This window comes from Dawidia cretensis (assembly GCF_018598175.1).
GTDB classification, from domain to species: Bacteria; Bacteroidota; Bacteroidia; order Cytophagales; family Cyclobacteriaceae; genus Ohtaekwangia; species Ohtaekwangia cretensis.
This window is the reverse complement of the sequence record NZ_JAHESE010000001.1, coordinates 307,559-325,426: the sequence shown is the minus strand read 5'-3', so window position 1 is coordinate 325,426 and position 17,868 is coordinate 307,559. Positions and strand designations below refer to the sequence as shown.

The 17,868-nt window shown below is 52.5% G+C and carries 14 protein-coding genes; 4 read left to right on the top strand and 10 right to left on the bottom strand.

The features are described 5' to 3' along the window. The first annotated feature begins 4 nt into the window (after nt 1-4). The gene (locus KK062_RS01395) at nt 5-532 is read left to right on the top strand and encodes an RNA methyltransferase (RefSeq protein WP_254082441.1); all 528 of its coding nucleotides are present in this window, start codon (nt 5-7) and stop codon (nt 530-532) included. Nucleotides 533-600: 68 nt separating this feature from the next. Here the strand turns inward: KK062_RS01395 and metK are convergent, their stop codons facing one another. Both metK and KK062_RS01385 read right to left on the bottom strand, forming a co-directional pair. Beyond that, a complete protein-coding gene (gene metK, locus KK062_RS01390) occupies nt 601-1,857 on the bottom strand; it encodes a methionine adenosyltransferase (RefSeq protein ID WP_254082440.1) in 1,257 nt (418 codons plus the stop codon). Nucleotides 1,858-1,931: 74 nt separating this feature from the next. Further along, a complete protein-coding gene (locus tag KK062_RS01385) occupies nt 1,932-2,639 on the bottom strand; it encodes an SAM-dependent methyltransferase (protein ID WP_254082439.1) in 708 nt (235 codons plus the stop codon). Nucleotides 2,640-2,684: 45 nt separating this feature from the next. On the opposite strand from KK062_RS01385, the gene KK062_RS01380 reads away from it, so the two are divergent. Further along, a complete protein-coding gene (locus KK062_RS01380; protein ID WP_254082438.1) occupies nt 2,685-2,897 on the top strand; it encodes a DUF2905 domain-containing protein in 213 nt (70 codons plus the stop codon). A gap of 65 nt (nt 2,898-2,962) precedes the next feature. Further along, complete coding sequence (locus KK062_RS01375) at nt 2,963-7,768, top strand: hypothetical protein (protein WP_254082437.1); 4,806 nt, start codon at nt 2,963-2,965, stop codon at nt 7,766-7,768. Between the two features lie 8 nt (nt 7,769-7,776). On the opposite strand, the gene hutF is transcribed toward KK062_RS01375, so the two are convergent. Genes hutF through KK062_RS01345 form a run of 6 tightly spaced genes read right to left on the bottom strand, consistent with a single transcriptional unit; the run spans nt 7,777 to nt 15,923 of the window. Then, entirely contained in the window at nt 7,777-9,144 is a 1,368-nt protein-coding gene (hutF, locus tag KK062_RS01370; RefSeq protein ID WP_254082436.1) for a formimidoylglutamate deiminase, read from the bottom strand. Between the two features lie 3 nt (nt 9,145-9,147). Continuing rightward, nucleotides 9,148-9,951 (bottom strand): N-formylglutamate amidohydrolase, encoded by an 804-nt coding sequence (locus KK062_RS01365; RefSeq protein ID WP_254082435.1) that lies wholly within the window; start codon nt 9,949-9,951, stop codon nt 9,148-9,150. A gap of 12 nt (nt 9,952-9,963) precedes the next feature. Next, nucleotides 9,964-11,256, bottom strand: coding sequence for a glycoside hydrolase family 3 protein (locus tag KK062_RS01360; RefSeq protein WP_254082434.1), 1,293 nt, complete (start codon nt 11,254-11,256; stop codon nt 9,964-9,966). 1 nt (nt 11,257) lies between these two features. Then, the gene (locus KK062_RS01355; protein ID WP_254082433.1) at nt 11,258-12,583 is read right to left on the bottom strand and encodes a D-alanyl-D-alanine carboxypeptidase/D-alanyl-D-alanine-endopeptidase; all 1,326 of its coding nucleotides are present in this window, start codon (nt 12,581-12,583) and stop codon (nt 11,258-11,260) included. A 6-nt stretch (nt 12,584-12,589) separates the two neighbouring features. After that, a complete protein-coding gene (locus tag KK062_RS01350) occupies nt 12,590-13,102 on the bottom strand; it encodes a DinB family protein (RefSeq protein ID WP_254082432.1) in 513 nt (170 codons plus the stop codon). Between the two features lie 49 nt (nt 13,103-13,151). Next, nucleotides 13,152-15,923, bottom strand: a complete 2,772-nt coding sequence (locus tag KK062_RS01345; protein WP_254082431.1) for a triple tyrosine motif-containing protein — start codon at nt 15,921-15,923, stop codon at nt 13,152-13,154. Between the two features lie 142 nt (nt 15,924-16,065). Here KK062_RS01345 and KK062_RS01340 point away from each other — a divergent pair, with 142 nt between their 5' ends. Continuing rightward, nucleotides 16,066-16,725, top strand: a complete 660-nt coding sequence (locus KK062_RS01340) for a YciI family protein (protein ID WP_254082430.1) — start codon at nt 16,066-16,068, stop codon at nt 16,723-16,725. Between the two features lies 1 nt (nt 16,726). Here KK062_RS01340 and KK062_RS01335 read toward each other — a convergent pair whose 3' ends face one another. Beyond that, complete coding sequence (locus KK062_RS01335) at nt 16,727-17,329, bottom strand: 2'-5' RNA ligase family protein (RefSeq protein ID WP_254082429.1); 603 nt, start codon at nt 17,327-17,329, stop codon at nt 16,727-16,729. A 66-nt stretch (nt 17,330-17,395) separates the two neighbouring features. Continuing rightward, nucleotides 17,396-17,803 carry a hypothetical protein gene (locus KK062_RS01330; RefSeq protein ID WP_254082428.1) on the bottom strand — a complete coding sequence of 136 codons (408 nt, stop codon included), beginning with the start codon at nt 17,801-17,803 and terminating at the stop codon, nt 17,396-17,398. Nucleotides 17,804-17,868: the final 65 nt, after the last annotated feature.

Below are 17,868 nucleotides of genomic sequence, written 5' to 3'. Positions count from 1 at the left end.
CTGCATGAAGAAGCTAATACTGGAAGAACTTGGAAGAATGTCTGTTGCGGAGTTTCAGGAAGCACCGAAGCTGCCGATATGTCTTGTGCTTGATAACATCCGCAGCCTGCACAACGTAGGCGCGGCCTTTCGCACAGCGGATGCTTTCCGCATTGGTAAGATTTATCTCACCGGCATTACCGGTACGCCGCCGCACCGGGAGATTCAAAAGGCCGCGCTTGGGGCGACGGAGTCTGTGCAATGGGAGTATGTGGCGGAGACGGTGGATGCTGTGAGAAAGTTGAAGGAGGAGGGATATGCGATCGTGGCGGTGGAGCAGACGACGGATAGTGTTTCGCTGGAGACGTTTAAGCCTTCTGCTGATGCACGGTACTGCCTGGTGTTTGGAAATGAAGTGAATGGGGTGAGTGAGGAGGTGCTGCCGTTGACGGATGTGGCATTGGAGATTCCGCAGGCGGGAACGAAACATTCTTTGAATGTTTCGGTTTGTCTGGGGATTGTGGCGTGGGAGTTTTTTAAGCAGTTGCGGTAGAATAAGCAGCAACAAAAAAGCCGTCCCGGGAGTCGGGAACGGCTTTTTGTTATTGTGAAACGTGTGAATCAGGCGATTTTGAAGGCTTTTTTCACGGCGTCTACGTGGTCGAGTTTTTCCCAGGGGAATAGCTCTACTTTCACTGTTTTCTCAGAGGCTTTACCTTTGTTAAAGACTTTCTCCACCACTTGGGGCTCGCGGCCCATGTGTCCGTAGGCAGCGGTTTCGGCGTAGATCGGGGTGCGGAGGGCGAAGCGCTGCTCGATGAAGTACGGACGCATGTCGAAGATCTTCGCAACCTTCTGCGCGATCTCGCCATCGTTGAGCTTCACTTTGGAAGTGCCATAGGTATTTACGTACAGCCCTACTGGCTGGGCTACACCGATGGCGTATGCTACCTGCACCAGTACTTCGTCGCACAGACCGGCTGCTACCAGGTTTTTGGCGATGTGACGGGTAGCGTAGGCCGCTGAGCGGTCAACCTTTGAGGGGTCTTTGCCGGAGAAGGCACCACCACCGTGGGCTCCTTTGCCACCGTAGGTGTCAACGATGATCTTACGGCCTGTCAGACCGGTGTCGCCGTGGGGACCTCCGATTACGAATTTGCCTGTAGGGTTGACGTGATACTGAATTTCGCTGTTGAAAAGCTTCTGTACGTGCTTCGGCAGCTTCTTCTTCACGCGGGGAATAACAATGTTGATCACATCGTCTTTGATTTGCTTCAACATGACAGCGTCTTTCGCGAAGTCGTCGTGCTGCGTAGAAATTACGATGGTGTCGATGCGTTGCGGCTTGTTGTCGTCGCTGTATTCAATGGTTACTTGCGACTTGGCGTCGGGGCGCAGGTACTTTATCGCCTTGCCTTCACGACGGAGGATCGCCAGCTCGCGGAGCAGCAAGTGGGCAAGCTCCAACGGCAGGGGCATGTAGTTGTCGGTTTCGTTTGTGGCGTAGCCGAACATCATACCCTGGTCACCAGCACCCTGGTCTTCTTTCTTCTTGCGTACAACGCCCTGGTTAATGTCGGGCGACTGCTCGTGAATAGCCGAAAGGATACCGCACGAGTTGGCTTCGAACATGTACTCGCTCTTGGTGTACCCGATCTTGCGGATAACTTCGCGGGCAATGTCTTGAACATCCAGGTAAGCTTCTGATTTTACCTCTCCTGCCAGTACAACCTGGCCAGTGGTAACGAGGGTTTCGCAGGCGACTTTGGAAGCAGGATCGTAGGCAAGGAAATAATCGATTAGGGCATCAGAGATCTGATCTGCTACTTTGTCGGGATGGCCTTCGGACACCGACTCGGAGGTAAATAAATACGGCATAAGGATTTACACTGGGTTTTAAATTTTAGCGGCAAATTTGGTTGAAACTGTAAAAGAAATCAAATCAAACGGCGTTACGCCAAAAATAAAAATACCGCTGGTACTTTAGGCAATTCAGGCCGCAGGTTTTTCCATTTACTTACCGGCAACGTTTTAATGCTCTCTTCTTTGCCTGTAAGGTCTATGGCAATACACAGTAGTGTATCGTCCTGCAGGTTCCGCAGCAGGTTTTGCAGCATGGCGTTGTTACGATAAGGCGTCTCAATAAAGAGCTGTGTTTGCCGGCGGCTCTGCGACTCTTTCTCCAGCGCCCTGATCGCCGTGGCCGCTTCTTTGCTATCAATCGGCAGATAGCCATGGAAGGTAAAGCGCTGGCCATTCAGGCCCGAGCCCATTAACGCCAGCAAAAGCGATGATGGGCCTACCAGCGGTGCTACCTGAATACCCTGCTCATGCGCGTACTTCACGGCCAGCGCACCCGGGTCGGCTACACCGGGGCAACCCGACTCGGAGATCACGCCCAGGTTGTGCCCTTCCAGCAAGGGCTGAAAAAGGGCTTTGAGTTCGGCCGGTTTTGTATCTTTGTTGAGAACTTCGAACTGCAGCGGCTCGATGGACGCGTAAAGCTTCAGGCTGCTGAGAAAGCGGCGGGCTGTGCGGACGTCCTCGGCCAGAAAATGACGTATGCCGGGCAGGGCCTGGCGCACGTGCTCCGGGATGACGGTTTGCTGAGTTTCTTCTGCTATGCTGCTGGGAACCAGGTACAGGACGCCTTTTTTCATGTGTTTTAGCTGACGGGGGCGCTAAGTTCGTAAGAAAACAACACTATGGGCAAAATCCTGATCGTTGTAGGTTTAGTTTGTATTATTGCCGGCCTGGTTGTGTTGTATGGCCCCAAACACTTGTGGCCTGGACGCCTGCCGGGCGATATCCGGATCGAACGCGAAAACTACAGCTTTCATTTTCCCGTTGTAACGTCCTTGTTGTTAAGCGTGCTGCTTTCGCTGATCCTGTATTTTGTTAACCGGTGGAAAAACTAACCCCGGTTGGTCCAGCGTTAGTTTATTATTCAACTATTATTTCCGAATTTCAAGGTTTAGTTTTTGTGAAGCAGGTACGATCATATTTTTTCCTCCTGTCTTTTTTGCCCGCCCTCGTGGTGTCGGCCCAGAAGAGATCAGAAAGTGCTATTCCGCTGAGTTTCCCAGACAGTATCCGGGTGGTGTTTGAGAACACCCGTAACGTAGACGCGTCCGTGATCGGCGCGAGCTTTGCTTCCGCATGGGGCAATTTGTCGCCCGACCAGCAAGACATGGTGCATCGCCAGGCCTTCCAACTGCGTAAAAAGAAATATCCGCTCAAGCCGGCTATGATCCATTACTTCGGGGCGATTGCCAACGCTGTTACCGTTGAGCATGCCGATCCTGCCAAGCTTACAGCGTACCTGACGGTAGCCGGCCAGGTCATTGCCCAGGAGTCGTCTACCCGGGCGCAGAATTTCTTTCGCCTCAGTCGCACGTTCTTTCAATATCACGCGCTGAATTACGAGCGCCCATTCCGCTTGTATGCCAGCGACGACGATTATACGTTTGAATACATCACGTCTGCGCCGACGTTTGATATGAACGACACGACTTCCATCGCGTCGTCGAACACCGACCAGGTATATATCGACCCCGTGCAGTCCGACCCGAATGAAAACTTCGATGCGGGCAGCGGCGCCGACTCTATTTTCTCCGAAGCACCGCTCTGGATGAACCCTCCTCCCCCGCCGGTGGTAGATGGGCCCGTGCTACGGTTCAACCGGGTGACACTCAATTTTGTCACGAAGTACGATTCTATCTTTGTCAAGAATACCAAGGGCGTCGTCTCCCTGCGCAACGGCCTGTTTGTGGGCGAGTCGGGTACGGTCGACTGGACCCCTGCGCTGCTGAGCCCCGACAGTGTATACTGTAACCTGGGCACGTATAATTTCCCGGTCAACAAGCCCGAGTTTAAGTCCGACCTGGTGCGGTTTAATTATACCGGTCACACGCCTGGGTTGATTCCCGGCACGTTTGAGTTTAAGTCCGTTACACGCAAAGATTCGGTGGCGTCCAGTTATCCGCGCTTTAAGTCCTACCAAAGCAACCTCAACATCACCGGCCTCGGCGATGAGAATGTGAAATACCGGGGGGGCTTCTCGCTTACGGGTCGTAAGATCTCCAGCGCCTCGGTGGGTGGTGATCCTGCCATAATCGAGATCTCGCATAATGGCGATAAAAAATTTGTAGCGCGCTCGTCGGAGTTTTTGTTTAGCGACTCGACGATCACGTCTAAAAAAGCATCGGTAATACTGCAGCAGCGTCGTGACTCCATCACACACCCGGCGGTACGGATGCGCTATGCGTTTGGTCGTGACAGCCTGCAGCGGATCATCATTCAGAAAGATAAGGGCAACATGAAACACACGCCCTACTCGTCTTCTTTCTTCAAAGTGGATTTTGCCGCCGACGTGATTCGCTGGAACCTGTACTCCGACAGTCTTGATATTTATACCGACGGCGGGCGTAATACGGTACCGATGGTGATCGAGTCGGCGGACTTCTACGATCAGGAAGATTTTCGCCTGTTAAAGGGTGAAGGCTTTTCATTCCATCCGCTGGGCCTGGTCGCGAACTATTGCGTAAAGAATAAAACGCGCGAGTTTTACTCGGGTGACCTCGCCCAATTCTCTGGTAAGGAAATGCGCGACATCAAGGCTGCAATCGAGTTCCTGCGGGAGAAGGGCCTGGTGTCGTACGATCCCAAGACCGACATTGTACGCGTGAAAGAAAAGGCTATTCTGATTTACAAAGCCTCGAAGGGCGAGATGGACTATGATAACCTGAAGATACATTCTGTCATTGACAGCTCGGCCAACGCTACCTTGAACTTTGAGAAAGGCTATATGACCGTGCGCGGCGTAGAGGAGTTTAAAATAAGCGACTCACTAAACGTACGGATTCAGCCCGACAGCGCCATTATCACGCTGTTGCAAAATCGTGATATGAAATTCGACGGTACCATCAACGCCGGTAATTTCGAGATCAGCGGCAAAGGCTTTACGCTGAACTACGAAGGGTTCTATATCGACCTGACGCGCATCGACTCCATTAACTTCTTTGTGATGGAGCGGAATGCCAAGGGCGTGATGGTCCGACGAAAGCTTAACAACAACATGGTGGGGGCCGATTCGTCTACCGCGAAGGTGAGTGGTCTGGGCGATGCCTCGCAGAAATCGGGTACGTTGTATATCAGCAAGGCGGGCAATAAGTCGGGCATGAAAAAGATCCCCAACTTTCCGCGTCTTGACGCATCCGGTGGTGGTGCTATTTATTTTGATCGACCCGAAGTCTTGGGCGGCGTGTACGATCGCTCGATGTTCTTTGCCGTGCCGCCGTTTAAGCTCGACAGCTTGAACGATGCCGATCCGGCGTCTATCAACTTCGACGGTACGTTTGTGTCGAACGGCATGTTCCCCGCTTTTAAAGAGAAGCTACATTCGCAGCCCGATAAGTCGCTCGGTTTTGAGCATTATATACCGAAGGGGGGCTACCAGCTATACAACGGCGATGGTAAAATGCACGGCGCGGTTTCGCTGAACAACCGCGGTCTGCGTGGTACGGGTAAGATTGAATACCTGGCTGCTACGGTAGCGTCGCACGACTTTGTGTTTTATCCCGACTCGGTTGTGGGCCGTGGTGAGCGAGCTACGATTTCCGAGAAACAATTTGGCAATGTGCGCTTCCCGCAGGCGTCACTGCCCGACTATGAAATGAAGTGGTTGCCCAAGCAGGACCAGATGCGACTGAAGAACCAGAAGTCGCCGTTTAACTTCTACGATTCTACCGCTCAGATGCGTGGTACGCTGACGATATCAAAAGAAGGTGTTGCCGGTACTGGTAAGTTAGAGACCCGTGGCAGCGAGCTGATCTCACGCAACATGAACTTTACTGCCGACGATTTCAGCGCGCGCCACGCGCGGTTCACTGTAAAGTCGGAAGACGTCAACAAACCGCTCTTGTATGGTGTGGACGTACGGATGAAGTTTAACCTGAAAGAAAACTATGCCGACATCAGTCCGGAAGTAGAAGGGGTGGCGGCGATCGCGTTCCCGTTTGCACAGTTCAAGACATCCATCCCGAAAATGCGATGGGATCTTGATGAGCAGAAGATCACCATGAGTAAGGACCCCGATGTACCCATCGAGAAGTCATATTTTTATACTACACGCAAAGACCTCGATTCGCTGCACTTCAACGCCGAGCGTGCGGAGTACAACCTGAAGACGCAGGAGCTGAAGGTAAGCGGCATTCCCTATATTACTGTAGCGGATGCAAGGATTACCCCCGAGAACAACGAAGTACTCATTCTCGAGAATGCCAAGATCGGTACGCTGAAAAACACTACGATCATACTCGATACGCTCAATGGCTATCACCGCCTAACGGAGGGCGTGGTAGATATTATTTCGCGGAAGCAGTTCAGCGGTTATGCTACTTACCAGTATGTAAATTTCCTGCGCGATACGTTTGCCATTAAAATGACGGACTTTCACCTCGAAGACATCGCGGTAGAGGAGACGTCGCGCCGGTCTAAGTCGCGCAAGAACTCCGTTGCATTGCAACAGACGGTAGGCACCGGTGCTGTGGAGGACAAAGAGAAGCTGGTGTTGGGTGCCGGCATGTTCTATAAAGGTAACATGACGATGTATGCCACGCGTCCGGCGTTGCAGCTTACCGGCTTTGTGAAGCTCGACATCAAAAAGATCAAGGACTATAATACGTGGATCGAGTATGCCCAGACCGGTGATGAAACCGAGGTACATATCGACTTCGACAACGCCGTGACCGAGGACGGTAAAAAAATCAATGCCGGCCTGCACTTCTCGACCGACAACGATCTGTACATCACGTTTGTCAATGACAAGAAGAGCGAAGAGGATGAAGACTTTTATACGCCGAGTGGTGCCCTGCATTATGATACTGCGTCGCATGAGTTTAAGATTGAGAGCCTGGAGAAGGCTGCCGGTACCTCGCTTTCCGGAAAGGTGTTTGCCTACAATGACGACAATATGCAGGTGCGGTTTGAAGGGCCGGTCAAGCTTTTCCCAGGTATGAAAGACTTTAATCTTGTGACGACCGCACTCGGCCAGGGTAACATGGAGACGAATGAGATCCGCATGAATACGTTCATGATGATGGAAAGTAATGTACCGATAGGGGCGTTCGACCTCATGGGTAAGCAGATTCAAGAGGTCATTAAAAACGAAGGTGCAGACGAGGGTCTGGGCGACCAGACCGAGCTGTTGTATAAGATCGCCGACATTGTTGGCGAGAAGGTTGTTAAAGATTTTGAGCAGCGCAGCTTGCAAGGGTATGTGTCGCTGAGTACCATCGCTGCGCTGGCGAAGCCGCTGGTCATTTCGAATGTCAACATGAAATGGTCGGAGAAGCGGAAGGGGTTTTATAGTGAAGGTACGATTGGCATCTCCAACATCGGTCGCAACGACATCAATGGAGCTTTTGAAGGCTTTATCGAGATTCGTAAGAATGAAGACGGCGCGCCGGTGGCCCACATTTTCTTTAAGGCGTCACCGGATGCCTGGTATTATTTCGGCTTCGAAGACAACCGCCTGATGGTGCATTCATCCAACAGCGACTTCAATACTATCATTTCGAAGAAGAGCAATGCCGGCAAGGCCAAGATCGGCGAGGTGGCTTTCATACCCGGTAGCGACGACGAGACGCTCACTTTCATCAACCGCTTCCGTGCGCAGTATTACGGCATCGATGTACCGTATAGCTTGAGCGAAGGCTCTTCTGTGGCCAAGGAGAAACCGGCCGAAGAGGAGAAGAAGGAGCCGAAGAAGGAAGACGACGGGTTCTGATGATCGGATCAGAGGCTATTGCTATACCGCAGGAAGGTGCGCAGAATGCGCGTTTCTTCTACGTGGTGGTGTCCCTTTACTTTCCATTGTCCATCCACTAATGTGCCCAGGATAGCCGAGCTGTCGGAGGTATATACAATGGCCGGCAGCCAATGCTCACGTCCCGCTTGTGCGAGCAACGGTGTGCGGGCATTGTACACCACAGCATCCAGGGGCTGGCCTATGGCAAAATAGTCGGTGGCTTCTACGCCCATTGCGCGACGCCCGGCTGCCAACGTTTTATATACCAGGGTGCTCGCGCCATCATCAAACGTATTGCGTTTGTGTGTGGTGAAGCGCTGGGCGTAATCAAGCCAGCGTAGATCTTCCAGCGGGTTGAGGCTGATGTGGCTATCGGTGCCGATAGACCAGCTGCCACCTTGCGTAGCAAAGTCTGTTAGACGGAAGATGCCGTCGCCGAGGTTGCCTTCTGTGCCCGGGCAAAGAACAACGTTCGCTTTGCTGGCTGCCAGTCGACTCACTTCATCGTCGCCCAGGTGCGTGCAGTGTACGATGTGTACCCGCTCATTCAGGGGTAGATTATTCAACAGCCACTCTACGGGACGTTGTTTCAAGTGGGCTATACTGTCGGCTACTTCCTTGCATTGCTCGGCTGCATGCAGGTGGAAGGGTATAGTCTTAGGCCCTTCCTGCATGACGCGTATAACATCCTGCGCTTCCACCGCCCGGAGGGAATGTACGCCAAAGCCCAGACGTGCCTGCGGGTAGGCGGCCACGGCGTGGGCGGAGTCATCCAGCAATTGGAAGTATTCGTCGGTTGTGTTGGAGATAAATCGAATCTGTCGCGGCTGCGGCGGTGCGCCAAAGCCACCTTTCTGATACATTACGGGCACGAGCGTGATCTTGATACCGGTGGTCTTTGCCGCGGCAACGAGTCGCTCTCCCATCTCGGCCAGGTTGTTATAAGGCTTGCCGTTCTTGTCGTGGTGAAGGTAGTGAAATTCGGCTATGTGGGTATACCCGCGCTTGAGCAATTCTGCGTATAGCATGGCTGCGACGGCTTCCATTTGATCAGGGTCCATCGTGAGCGCACAACGATACATGGCCTCGCGCCAGCTCCAGAAGTTGTCGTTCGAACCGGCGGGATGTTTTTCGGCCATGCCGGCCATGGCAAATTGAAACGCATGCGAGTGTGCGTTTTGAAAGCCGGGGATCGCCAGGCCTTGTACAGCTTCGATGGCTGCCGTCTCTGCCGGCGCCTTGTCGGCTAGGTATTGAATGATGCCTTGCGCATCAATGCCTACTACCGCCGGCGAGCGCCAGCCACTTTGTAGGAGCAAGCCGGTGAATTGATAATATTTCAGATCGTGTTTCATGCCTTATTGCTGGAGCTGTATGGCAAGATTTTCAAGCGTACGCTTTAAGACCTTCTGCATGGCTGTGGCCCGTTGCAGGTCGTAGCGCAGCTCGGTGTCGTCCATATAGTGCACTTTGGTCATTTCCAGTTGCAGAGCATGACGACCGTTGGCCGGCGCGCCGAAGTGGCGGGTAATGGTGCCGCCTTTGAACGGATGGTTGTGATTTACCTGGTATGTTGTGCTGCGAAGCGATTGCAGCGCAGTCTGGGTAAGGGCTGCATCTGTTGCACGGCCGTCGACATCGCCGAGGATCAAGTCGGGAAGGGCGTCCGGTTGGATGGTGGGCACTACCTGGCGGATGGAGTGACAATCCCACAGTAATATTTTTTTGAACTTTGCCTGTAGCCGGGTCAGGTGCTCATTCAACTGGTGGTGGTACGGTTTATAGTATAGATCCATACGCCGGGTTACTTCGTCCGCGGCAACGTCTTTACGTTCGTCGTTATATAGTGGGTTGCCGAGAAAGTCTGTCGTGGGGCATAGGGCTGTGATGATGCGGCCGTCGGTGTAGAGCGGCTTGCTATCGGGGTCGCGGTTCAAGTCGATCACCCATCGGCTGTAATTGGCCGAGATCATGGTGATGCCCAGGGATGGAACAAAGCCGTATAGCTTGTCGACGAACCAGTCGGTGTCGTCGGGTTCTTCGATCAGCGACGATTTATACTGGTCTTTGATGTCGTCCGGGAAGCTTATGCCGCAGTGCGGCACGCTGACCAAAATGGGCAGCTCTTCTCCTTCGGCCGGGTGAATCGTAAAAGCATTCATACTATGTGTGGCTTAACGATCAGACTTACGTTTCTTCTTTTTCTTCTTAGATGATTGCTCTTCGCTTTGCTGGCGTTGGCTTTCTTGCGTGGCTTTTTGCAACGCTGCCTGTGCTTGTTCAAGCTCTTGTGTCTTCAGACGAAGTGCATCCTGGCTTTTGGCCAACTCGGCGTTCAGCTTGTCGAGCTGCTGCTGGTTGCTGGCGGCCATTGTGTTTAGCGAGAGGCGTTTCTTCAAGGTCATGATGCGGCGGAAGCTTTCGTCGATCCGCTGGCGGGGAATCTCACCGCGTTCTACCATGCCACGAATGATGGTATGTACTTTGTCCACTGTACGCTGGTCGCTGCCGGCGATGTTGTTGGAGAAGGTCATGATGTCGACACCCCCCAGTATGGCCATTTTGATGGCTTGCTCAAAGCCGTAGTGTTTGGTAATCGCCTGCATCTGCATGTCGTCGGTAAAGATCACGCCTTTGAAGTGATATTGGTTGCGCAGCAGCCCCGTCAACACGTCGGTTGACAGTGTGCCCGGGTAGCCGTTTTTGTCGAGGTTGCGGTTTACAATGTGCGAGGTCATGATGGCATCTACATAGCCCGAGTCTATTAGTGTTTTATAGGGCTTCAGCTCTTTTTCATTCCAGGTGTTTGTAACATCGGCCATCCCCAGGTGTGTGTCGTCTTTTGAGCTGCCGTGGCCCGGGAAGTGTTTGAGCGACGTGAGCACGCCGTATCGCCGGTGCATCTTTATTACTTCTTTGGCCATCCAGGCTACGGTGTCTTCGTTTGCCGAGAAGGCCCGGCCGTGTTTGGCGATAATGGGATTGGTGGGGTTTGAGGCGAGGTCTACCACCGGAGCAAAGTTTACGTTGATGCCCAGGCCGGCCAGTGTGGAGGCCGTTGACTCGCTGTAGAATCGCACGGAGTCGAGGTTCTTTGCCTTCGCCATGTCGGCGGCTGTGATCGACTTTGGGAATCCGTATTTGTCTTTCAGCCGGTTCACCTTGCCGCCTTCCTGGTCGATGGTAATAAACAACGGGATCGGTGCTGCTTGTTGATACGTCCAGGTAATCTTTTTCAACGCATTAAAAGAATTCTTCTGCGGAATGTTCTTTTCGAAGATGAGGATCGAGCCCACTTTGCCCTGTCGTATTTCGCGCAACACTTCCGAATCGACGTCGGCCTTTGGAAAGCCGATGAGGATCATCTGCCCGATCTTGATATCGAGGCTATCGGTTTGTGCGTAGGCGCGGGGTGTTGCCAGGAGCACCGTGAGGCACAGGCATAGATAAGATATGTGTCTTTTCATCTCAATAATTCTCATAGATTTTCTTCAGGGTTTCCTGCATGTGCTGCCGGATGATGGCAGTCGATGCGGTATAATTGTTGTGCATGAACGAGAAGATCAGCAACCGGCCGCTTTTTGCGACCAGGAATCCGCTCAGGCAATGGTTATTGCTCAGCGTGCCGGTCTTGCCATAGATATAGGGCGTGCCGCCTTTGTAATAACTTCGGATGGTGCCTTTGGAACCACCGATTGCGAGGAGCGGAAAGAGTCGCTCTCGTGGCACCGTGTGGTATATCTTTTCCCATAGTTGCACGATCGCTCCTGGTGTAAACAGATTGTAACGCGATAGACCGGAACCGTCCTTCCACACGGGATCGTCTACCAGGTCGTGGAGGTCGTGCTGTTTCATGTAGTTGATGGCGATCTCGGGCTTCAACGTATCGCTGATCATGCCGGCGCAAGCCAGCAGGAGCTGTTCCGCTATAAAGTTGTCGCTGTCTTGCATCATGACGCGGTACAGGCTGTCAGTGGGTATTCCTTTCAGCGTCTTTGTGCCCAGGCGGGATACCGGTTTTTCCAGTACGGTTATCAGGCGTTTAAGGGTATCACCCAGCAGTTGGGCTGTCAGCACGGAGCTGGTTTTAAAGGGAATGGTAAAGGTCCTGGTCGAAGGCTGCGCGCCGGGGTGATATATAAATTGATTTTGGTCGAGGTTGCGAATGATGGCTGGTTTTTTCTGAAGGGCTTCTGGCAGTATGCTGGTGCGGAAGAAGGGCGGCTCTACTTGCACGGCGCTGCCGGCAGTAGTAAAGGTAGCCAGGTTGCCATAGATCGGAAGGGGGCTTCGTTCAGCCGCATAGTAGTCGTTATAGTCGTCCCATGCCCACCCCGGACCGTAGAACGCGGTCGGGAAATTGTCAGCTGCGAAATATAGTTGTTGGGGAGCGCCTTTGAGAAATGTATAAGCGGTGCCGTTTGTGAAAACAAAGGGATATAAGAACGATGGGTCACCCGTGCCCCAGAAGATAAGCGAATCACCACGCACTACGTACTTCAATGCGGGGATGGAGTCGCCCAACAGCTTCAAGCTTGTAAAGAAGGTAAAGATCTTGGTGTTCGAGGCGGGTGTAAAATATGTGTTGCCGTTGTAGTCGGCGAGCTTTTCTTTTTTAAGCGGATCGTACAGAACAAACCCGACATGTTCTTGCAGGGCAACTTCCGTTTGGCGAAAGTTTTTTTGCAGTGCTTTGGGTGATACAGGCGAGCAGGCGTAAAGCGTCGCGACGATCGCTGGGAGTAAAAAATGGCGTATTGCCGTGCCGGTGAGGGAGCGAACTCTATGCTGCATGCCAGGCTATTGCAGGTATCGCTCCCGCAGGATGTTATAGTGGTGCAGCTCGTGGCCGGCAATGACGTAGCCCAGGTGGAATACGGACAATGTCTTGCCATTTGCGGTTCCCGATCGTTGCAACATCTCTGGTGTGAAGCTCTTGTATAGATCGACGGTCGACTGGCGTACGTGCATGGCTTCTTGTGCTATTTCGGCCAGGGTGCGTCCGTGGGCGTTGGCTTCGGGGGCGTAGTCGTTTTCTTCAAAGCCGTGCAGGGCGGTCTTGTCGTTGCGGGCAAAACGCAGGGCGCGGTAGGTAAAGATGCGCTCGGCGTCGATCAGGTGACAAAGCAGCTCTTTGATCGTCCACTTGTCGGGACCATACCGATATTCGCCTTTGGCTTCGGGCAGTGCCTGTACCAGTTCGTCCATGCGCTTGCGCGCGATGTCGAGGGCGTCGAGGAAGTCGTACTCTTTTGCCAGGGTCACATAGCCTTTGTAGCCCTCGGGAATTACCGATAGATCTGGTCTTGCCATGTCCAAAAATAGCGAAAGAACATGAACACAAGAAGCCGGACGGCAGCGCTTAGTCTTTTTTGTCGTCGGCCGGGGCGGCCTCGGGTGTCAGGAAGCGTTGCAGCCTGCCGGCGAGCGTACCTTCCTTCAACATGAGGTTGCGCAAGTAGCCTTCTACGGGCAGGATCATGAAGGCGACCACCACCTGTATAAAGAAATCAATGACCGGACTGGTGCGGGTCTCAAAGGTTTCGGCGATGACTGTCTGAATGAACTGCAACAGCATGATAATGGTGAGCAATGACAGCACCCGGCTGATAATGCGGAAGCGACTGCTCAGGCGCATCGAGAGCATCACGAGGGCTGAGAAGACAAAGAACTCCAGGGCATAGAACCAGGGGCGCTTCCAATAGGGCGGCAATACTTCAAAGGCTACGGTGGGCAGCTCACGAATCTTGCCAAAGATGTCGCGTGATTGTACCATCAGCACATAGTCGTTGGAAGGCAGGTAGGCAAAGTTGATGATGTTGTTGCTGACGGACCAATCGGACCATTCGTCTTCCAGGCCGCCCAATTGATAGCGGTACTCAATGGACTGCGGTGCGAGATAGTCGGGCTGAATAACGTCAAAGGTCAGCGAGCTTTTGGTCTCGTCCAGGGCGAAGTCGCTCAGGTCCATCGTTTCGTTTTCGTTGCGGGCGGCTTTGAGGAGCGGCTTGTTGCCGATTTCATAGGGCGTCAGCTTTTCACCATAGAATTTATATAGCTCGTTGTTGCCGGTTACAACCCAGAGGTTTTCGCCATTCTGGTCAATCGTCACAAAGCGTAGGTTTTGCAGCAGGTTTAACAGTTGCAGGTTGCTTTGCCCATGTGTCTTGCCAAGGATGTTCCAGGTGCGTCCGTCGTTGTAGAGAATGTCTTCGCCGTCGGAGAAGTGCAGCACGGGTTTGGGCAGCGAGTCGATGCGCACAAAGGTATGCTGCGGCTCATCGAACCGGAAGAAACCATCTTTGTGGGCGAGCACGATCTCTTTGTTCCAACGTACACATGCAGTCTTGTTAAGGGTGGGGTTGCTGATGGGCAATCCTTCAACATTCTTTAACGTGCCGGTCGCGACGTCGAGGTGGTATACTTTGTCGGGTGCGCACAGCCAGAGGTCCTGGTTGTTACCATCCGTGATGGCTTCAATGTCGTCGTTGACGGTGCTGAGGATAGATGACGGTGCCCACCCTGTTGCGTCGGGTGTGAAGGCACGTATTTCGTCGTCGTAGGTCGACACCAGCAGCATCTTCAGGTTGCGCGAAGCATAGGCTACCCGCACGGGCTCTTCCAGGATGGGCCGGGCGGTTAGGCCTTCAATCTCAAAGGCGCCGCCCAGGCCAACGGCAATCAGCTTGTCGTTGACGATTACCAGCTGTGTGATCTTGGCATTTATACCCTGTACTTTTTTATACCGGTACGTGGTGGTGCGGAGTACGCGCTGACTCTTTTTAATCCTGCGTTTGACGGTTCCTGGCGGTGGTGTCACTGACGGATTCGGTGTGGGCGCTGTGGTAGTTTCAGCGGGCCTGGCGGGTGTTACGACCGGTGCACTTTCTTTACTGCGATTTTTCTTCAGGAAACGGAGCAGTCCTTTGCGTTTAGACTCCGTGGCGGGCTGGGTCGTTTCGGTCGTTGGAGTGGTTGGCGTTGTTTGTGTAGCGGGTGCCGGTGTCGTCGCTTGCGTTACGGTGGTCGCCGGTTTCTTTTCTGTCACTTCCGTGAAGTACGTAATCTCATCGTAGAGTTCTTCTTTCTCCAGCTTGAAGAGTCCCACCGACGTGCCTGCATAGACGTTTCCTTGAAAGTCCCGTGCGCAGTGGAGGTTGCCGGCCAGTCCGTTGTAGTGACTAAACGAGCGGAAGGGCAGATACGGTGACACGCGCGTAAAGCCATATTCATGGGCTGCCCAAATGCTTTGGCTCTGATCACTCATCAACGCATATACTTCGTTGTCGGGCAGGCCGGTATTATAGTTTACGATCTCTTGTGTTTTACCGGTGCTCGCTTGTACGAAGATGAGGCCGCCGCGCAGCGTGCCCAGCACAAACATATCTTTGTTTATCCATGTGCCGCTCACAATCACGCTTGCGCTGGCATACATTTCGTCTTCCAGAACGATCAAACGGGGCTTGAGATTTTCGCCAACCAGGTATACGTTGTTATCAGAAAGGCCAATGAGGTATTGATTGTCGTAGCCTTGCGAGAAAACCACTTCTTCGGTGTTCGAGAAGTTTAATCGCGACCGCACCAGCTTGTTGCCGTCGACTTTGAACAGGCCCATGTGGGCGGTGTTGACATATACTGCGCCAAAGATCTCAAAGATGCTGCCGAAGGCACCCGTCTGTTTGGTGGCGCTTACGGTAAGCGTAGCCTGGCCGGGTGTTTCAATGTAGAGCGAATTTTCACCCACGAAGTAGGATTTCTTTTCCTGGATGAGGCATTGAAAGACATCGGTAACGCCTTTGGGTGAAATAACGGTGGTTTTACGATTGCCGATGTTGCGGGGGGCAATGGTGCCATAGCCGGCCGCGCCGGCCCAATAAAGCTCGCCCGAAGGAGTTATTTGAATGGAATATACGGCGCCGTCATTCAGCAGTGTGTTCCAGTTGCGGCCGTCAAATTCGAGTATACCGCGGCGTGTGGCAAAATATACCAGGCCGCTTTTTTCCTGGGCAATATCAAAACAGACCTCGTCAAACCGATCTTCACCAGGAGTATAGTGCGAAAGGAAATAATTGCCTGTCTGGCTATATAGCTGAAGCGACGCCAGCAGCAGGAGGGTGAACACAGTAAATTTCATATAAAGCCAGGTGCCTCAAAGTTACGGAGTGTAGCCCGTGAAAAGTAGTGACCGGTTAAAAAAGAATCGCGATGTAATATTCATAAACAGATACTCCAAATTAGTAGCTTTATAGATGGTTTTTAACTATGGCACTATGCACTTGAAACGGTTGTTTTTCTGTTTACTGCTACTGGTTCCCGCGTATTGCGGATGGGCCCAGCAGGATGCGTACACGTTTGTTTTCCTGACAAAAAACGTCAACGCCGATAAAATCTCACAGACTTTGTCGGATTCGCTCATGAAGGGTCACATGGCCAATATCAACCGCCTGGCAGCGGAAGGCAAGCTTATCGCGGCGGGTCCCTTTGATGGCGGCGGGGGTATTTTTATTCTGCGCACGGCTTCGACGGACAAGGCCAGGGACTGGCTCAGCACCGATCCGGGGATTCGTGCACGCCGGTGGGAGGTAACGTTATCTCCCTATAAACCTTTGATCGGCTCAGTCTGCGTGGTAAAGGAGCCGTACGAAATGGTGAGCTATGCTTTTGTGCGTTTCGACATGGTCGTCACCAAATTTACGGCACAAAGCTACCCCGATATCCTGCGGCGTCACGAAGAGTTTGTCAAGAAGCTGGCCACGACGGGCAACGTCGTTACCTATGGTATATTGGGTGAACATGATACGGGCATCCTGGTTATGAAAGGCGAGGTGCAGCGTGCGGTCATCGAAGCTGATCCTGGCATACAGGAGGGGTTGTTTGAGGTGCAATATAAAACGCTGTGGATCGCCAAGGGTTCGTTCTGCGAGCCGAAGGAGTAATTTATTGATGCAGCTCGATAGGCCCCGGCCGCTCATCTCCCAACGAAGCAGTGGGGTCGAATAGGAATTCCCGGAAAGGCTCCCAGATTTTGCCACTGTGTTTTAACAGCACGAAGCTGCCAACATTAAAGCGCGCGGAGAAGGTGCGTTGTTGAAATTCCTCCCATGCCTTTGCAAACAGGGGCTTCTTCAAATCGCGGAACGCCAGCGTCAAATGTGGATGGAAGGGCAGGTCTTTATAATCGGCATTAAAGAGGTTCAGGCTGCGTTTGCAAAAGCGGTGCAGGTCTTTGTTCAGCGTATTGAGCAACGGGTTTCCCTCCACGTCAATGAAGATCACGCGTGGCGGGAAGGCCTTAAAGTTTACCAGCTCTACCTTGAAGGCTTCGCGGCCTGTGGCAAACTGTGTCAGGGCTTCCAGCAGGTCGCCTTCCTTTTCTTCCTTCCACTTAAAGGGCATATGCAGCGTGATGTGCGGCGGCGAGTTAAGGGAGGCTTTGCTGTTGTACTGGTCGCGGAAATAATGCTTCAGTCGTAAGGCATCATCGGACACCGGGGGGGGTGGGATAATCGCAATAAAGTATTGTCTTTCCTGTCTTTCCATGCACTTTTCAGACCCGGAAATTCGAAAACAAATTCTGTATCTAATAGTCTTTCCCCATAAACTTTTCTAAAAGCCCAGGTGTGGGAGGAAGCCTTTACCCCGTTCGCTTCTTTTCAGGATGCCGTGCCAGGTAATGCTATAGTAGCCGATTGCCAGGATCCACGCAGGTATCGTCAGAAGAAGAAGACGCGTGTGTTTATTCACGAAGTCTGCCTGGAGAAGTGGAATTAGAACAGCCAGGTACAACAGGGATGCAAGGAGGTGTATGCTTTTAAGCTTTCGAGATTTTGTCTTCCGGAAAACGGATACAAGGGAGCCCATTAGCTGCCAGGGTCCCAGGATGACCTGAATAAACAATATGGCCAACGGCCAATCGCGGTCGTGAGGATTAGATTCAATACCCACGGCCACCAACGCTATCAATATGCACAGGCTCTGTATAACAAGATCGATATATTTCCAATAAAGGCGCATACCCTAAATATTTAAGTGTCCAATGTTTCCAAACTTTCAATATTTCCTGAAATCATAAGGCAAAT

What these genes read in the sequence shown, in the direction of transcription:
- KK062_RS01395 (WP_254082441.1), top strand. Translation starts at nt 5, where the DNA reads ATGAAGAAGCTAATACTGGAAGAACTTGGAAGAATGTCTGTTGCGGAG.
- KK062_RS01365 (WP_254082435.1), bottom strand. Translation starts at nt 9,951, where the DNA reads ATGAATGCTTTTACGATTCACCCGGCCGAAGGAGAAGAGCTGCCCATT.
- KK062_RS01350 (WP_254082432.1), bottom strand. Translation starts at nt 13,102, where the DNA reads ATGGCAAGACCAGATCTATCGGTAATTCCCGAGGGCTACAAAGGCTAT.
- KK062_RS01385 (WP_254082439.1), bottom strand. Translation starts at nt 2,639, where the DNA reads ATGAAAAAAGGCGTCCTGTACCTGGTTCCCAGCAGCATAGCAGAAGAA.
- metK (WP_254082440.1), bottom strand. Translation starts at nt 1,857, where the DNA reads ATGCCGTATTTATTTACCTCCGAGTCGGTGTCCGAAGGCCATCCCGAC.
- hutF (WP_254082436.1), bottom strand. Translation starts at nt 9,144, where the DNA reads ATGAAACACGATCTGAAATATTATCAATTCACCGGCTTGCTCCTACAA.
- KK062_RS01380 (WP_254082438.1), top strand. Translation starts at nt 2,685, where the DNA reads ATGGGCAAAATCCTGATCGTTGTAGGTTTAGTTTGTATTATTGCCGGC.
- KK062_RS01355 (WP_254082433.1), bottom strand. Translation starts at nt 12,583, where the DNA reads ATGCAGCATAGAGTTCGCTCCCTCACCGGCACGGCAATACGCCATTTT.
- KK062_RS01345 (WP_254082431.1), bottom strand. Translation starts at nt 15,923, where the DNA reads ATGAAATTTACTGTGTTCACCCTCCTGCTGCTGGCGTCGCTTCAGCTA.
- KK062_RS01335 (WP_254082429.1), bottom strand. Translation starts at nt 17,329, where the DNA reads ATGGAAAGACAGGAAAGACAATACTTTATTGCGATTATCCCACCCCCC.
- KK062_RS01330 (WP_254082428.1), bottom strand. Translation starts at nt 17,803, where the DNA reads ATGCGCCTTTATTGGAAATATATCGATCTTGTTATACAGAGCCTGTGC.
- KK062_RS01360 (WP_254082434.1), bottom strand. Translation starts at nt 11,256, where the DNA reads ATGAAAAGACACATATCTTATCTATGCCTGTGCCTCACGGTGCTCCTG.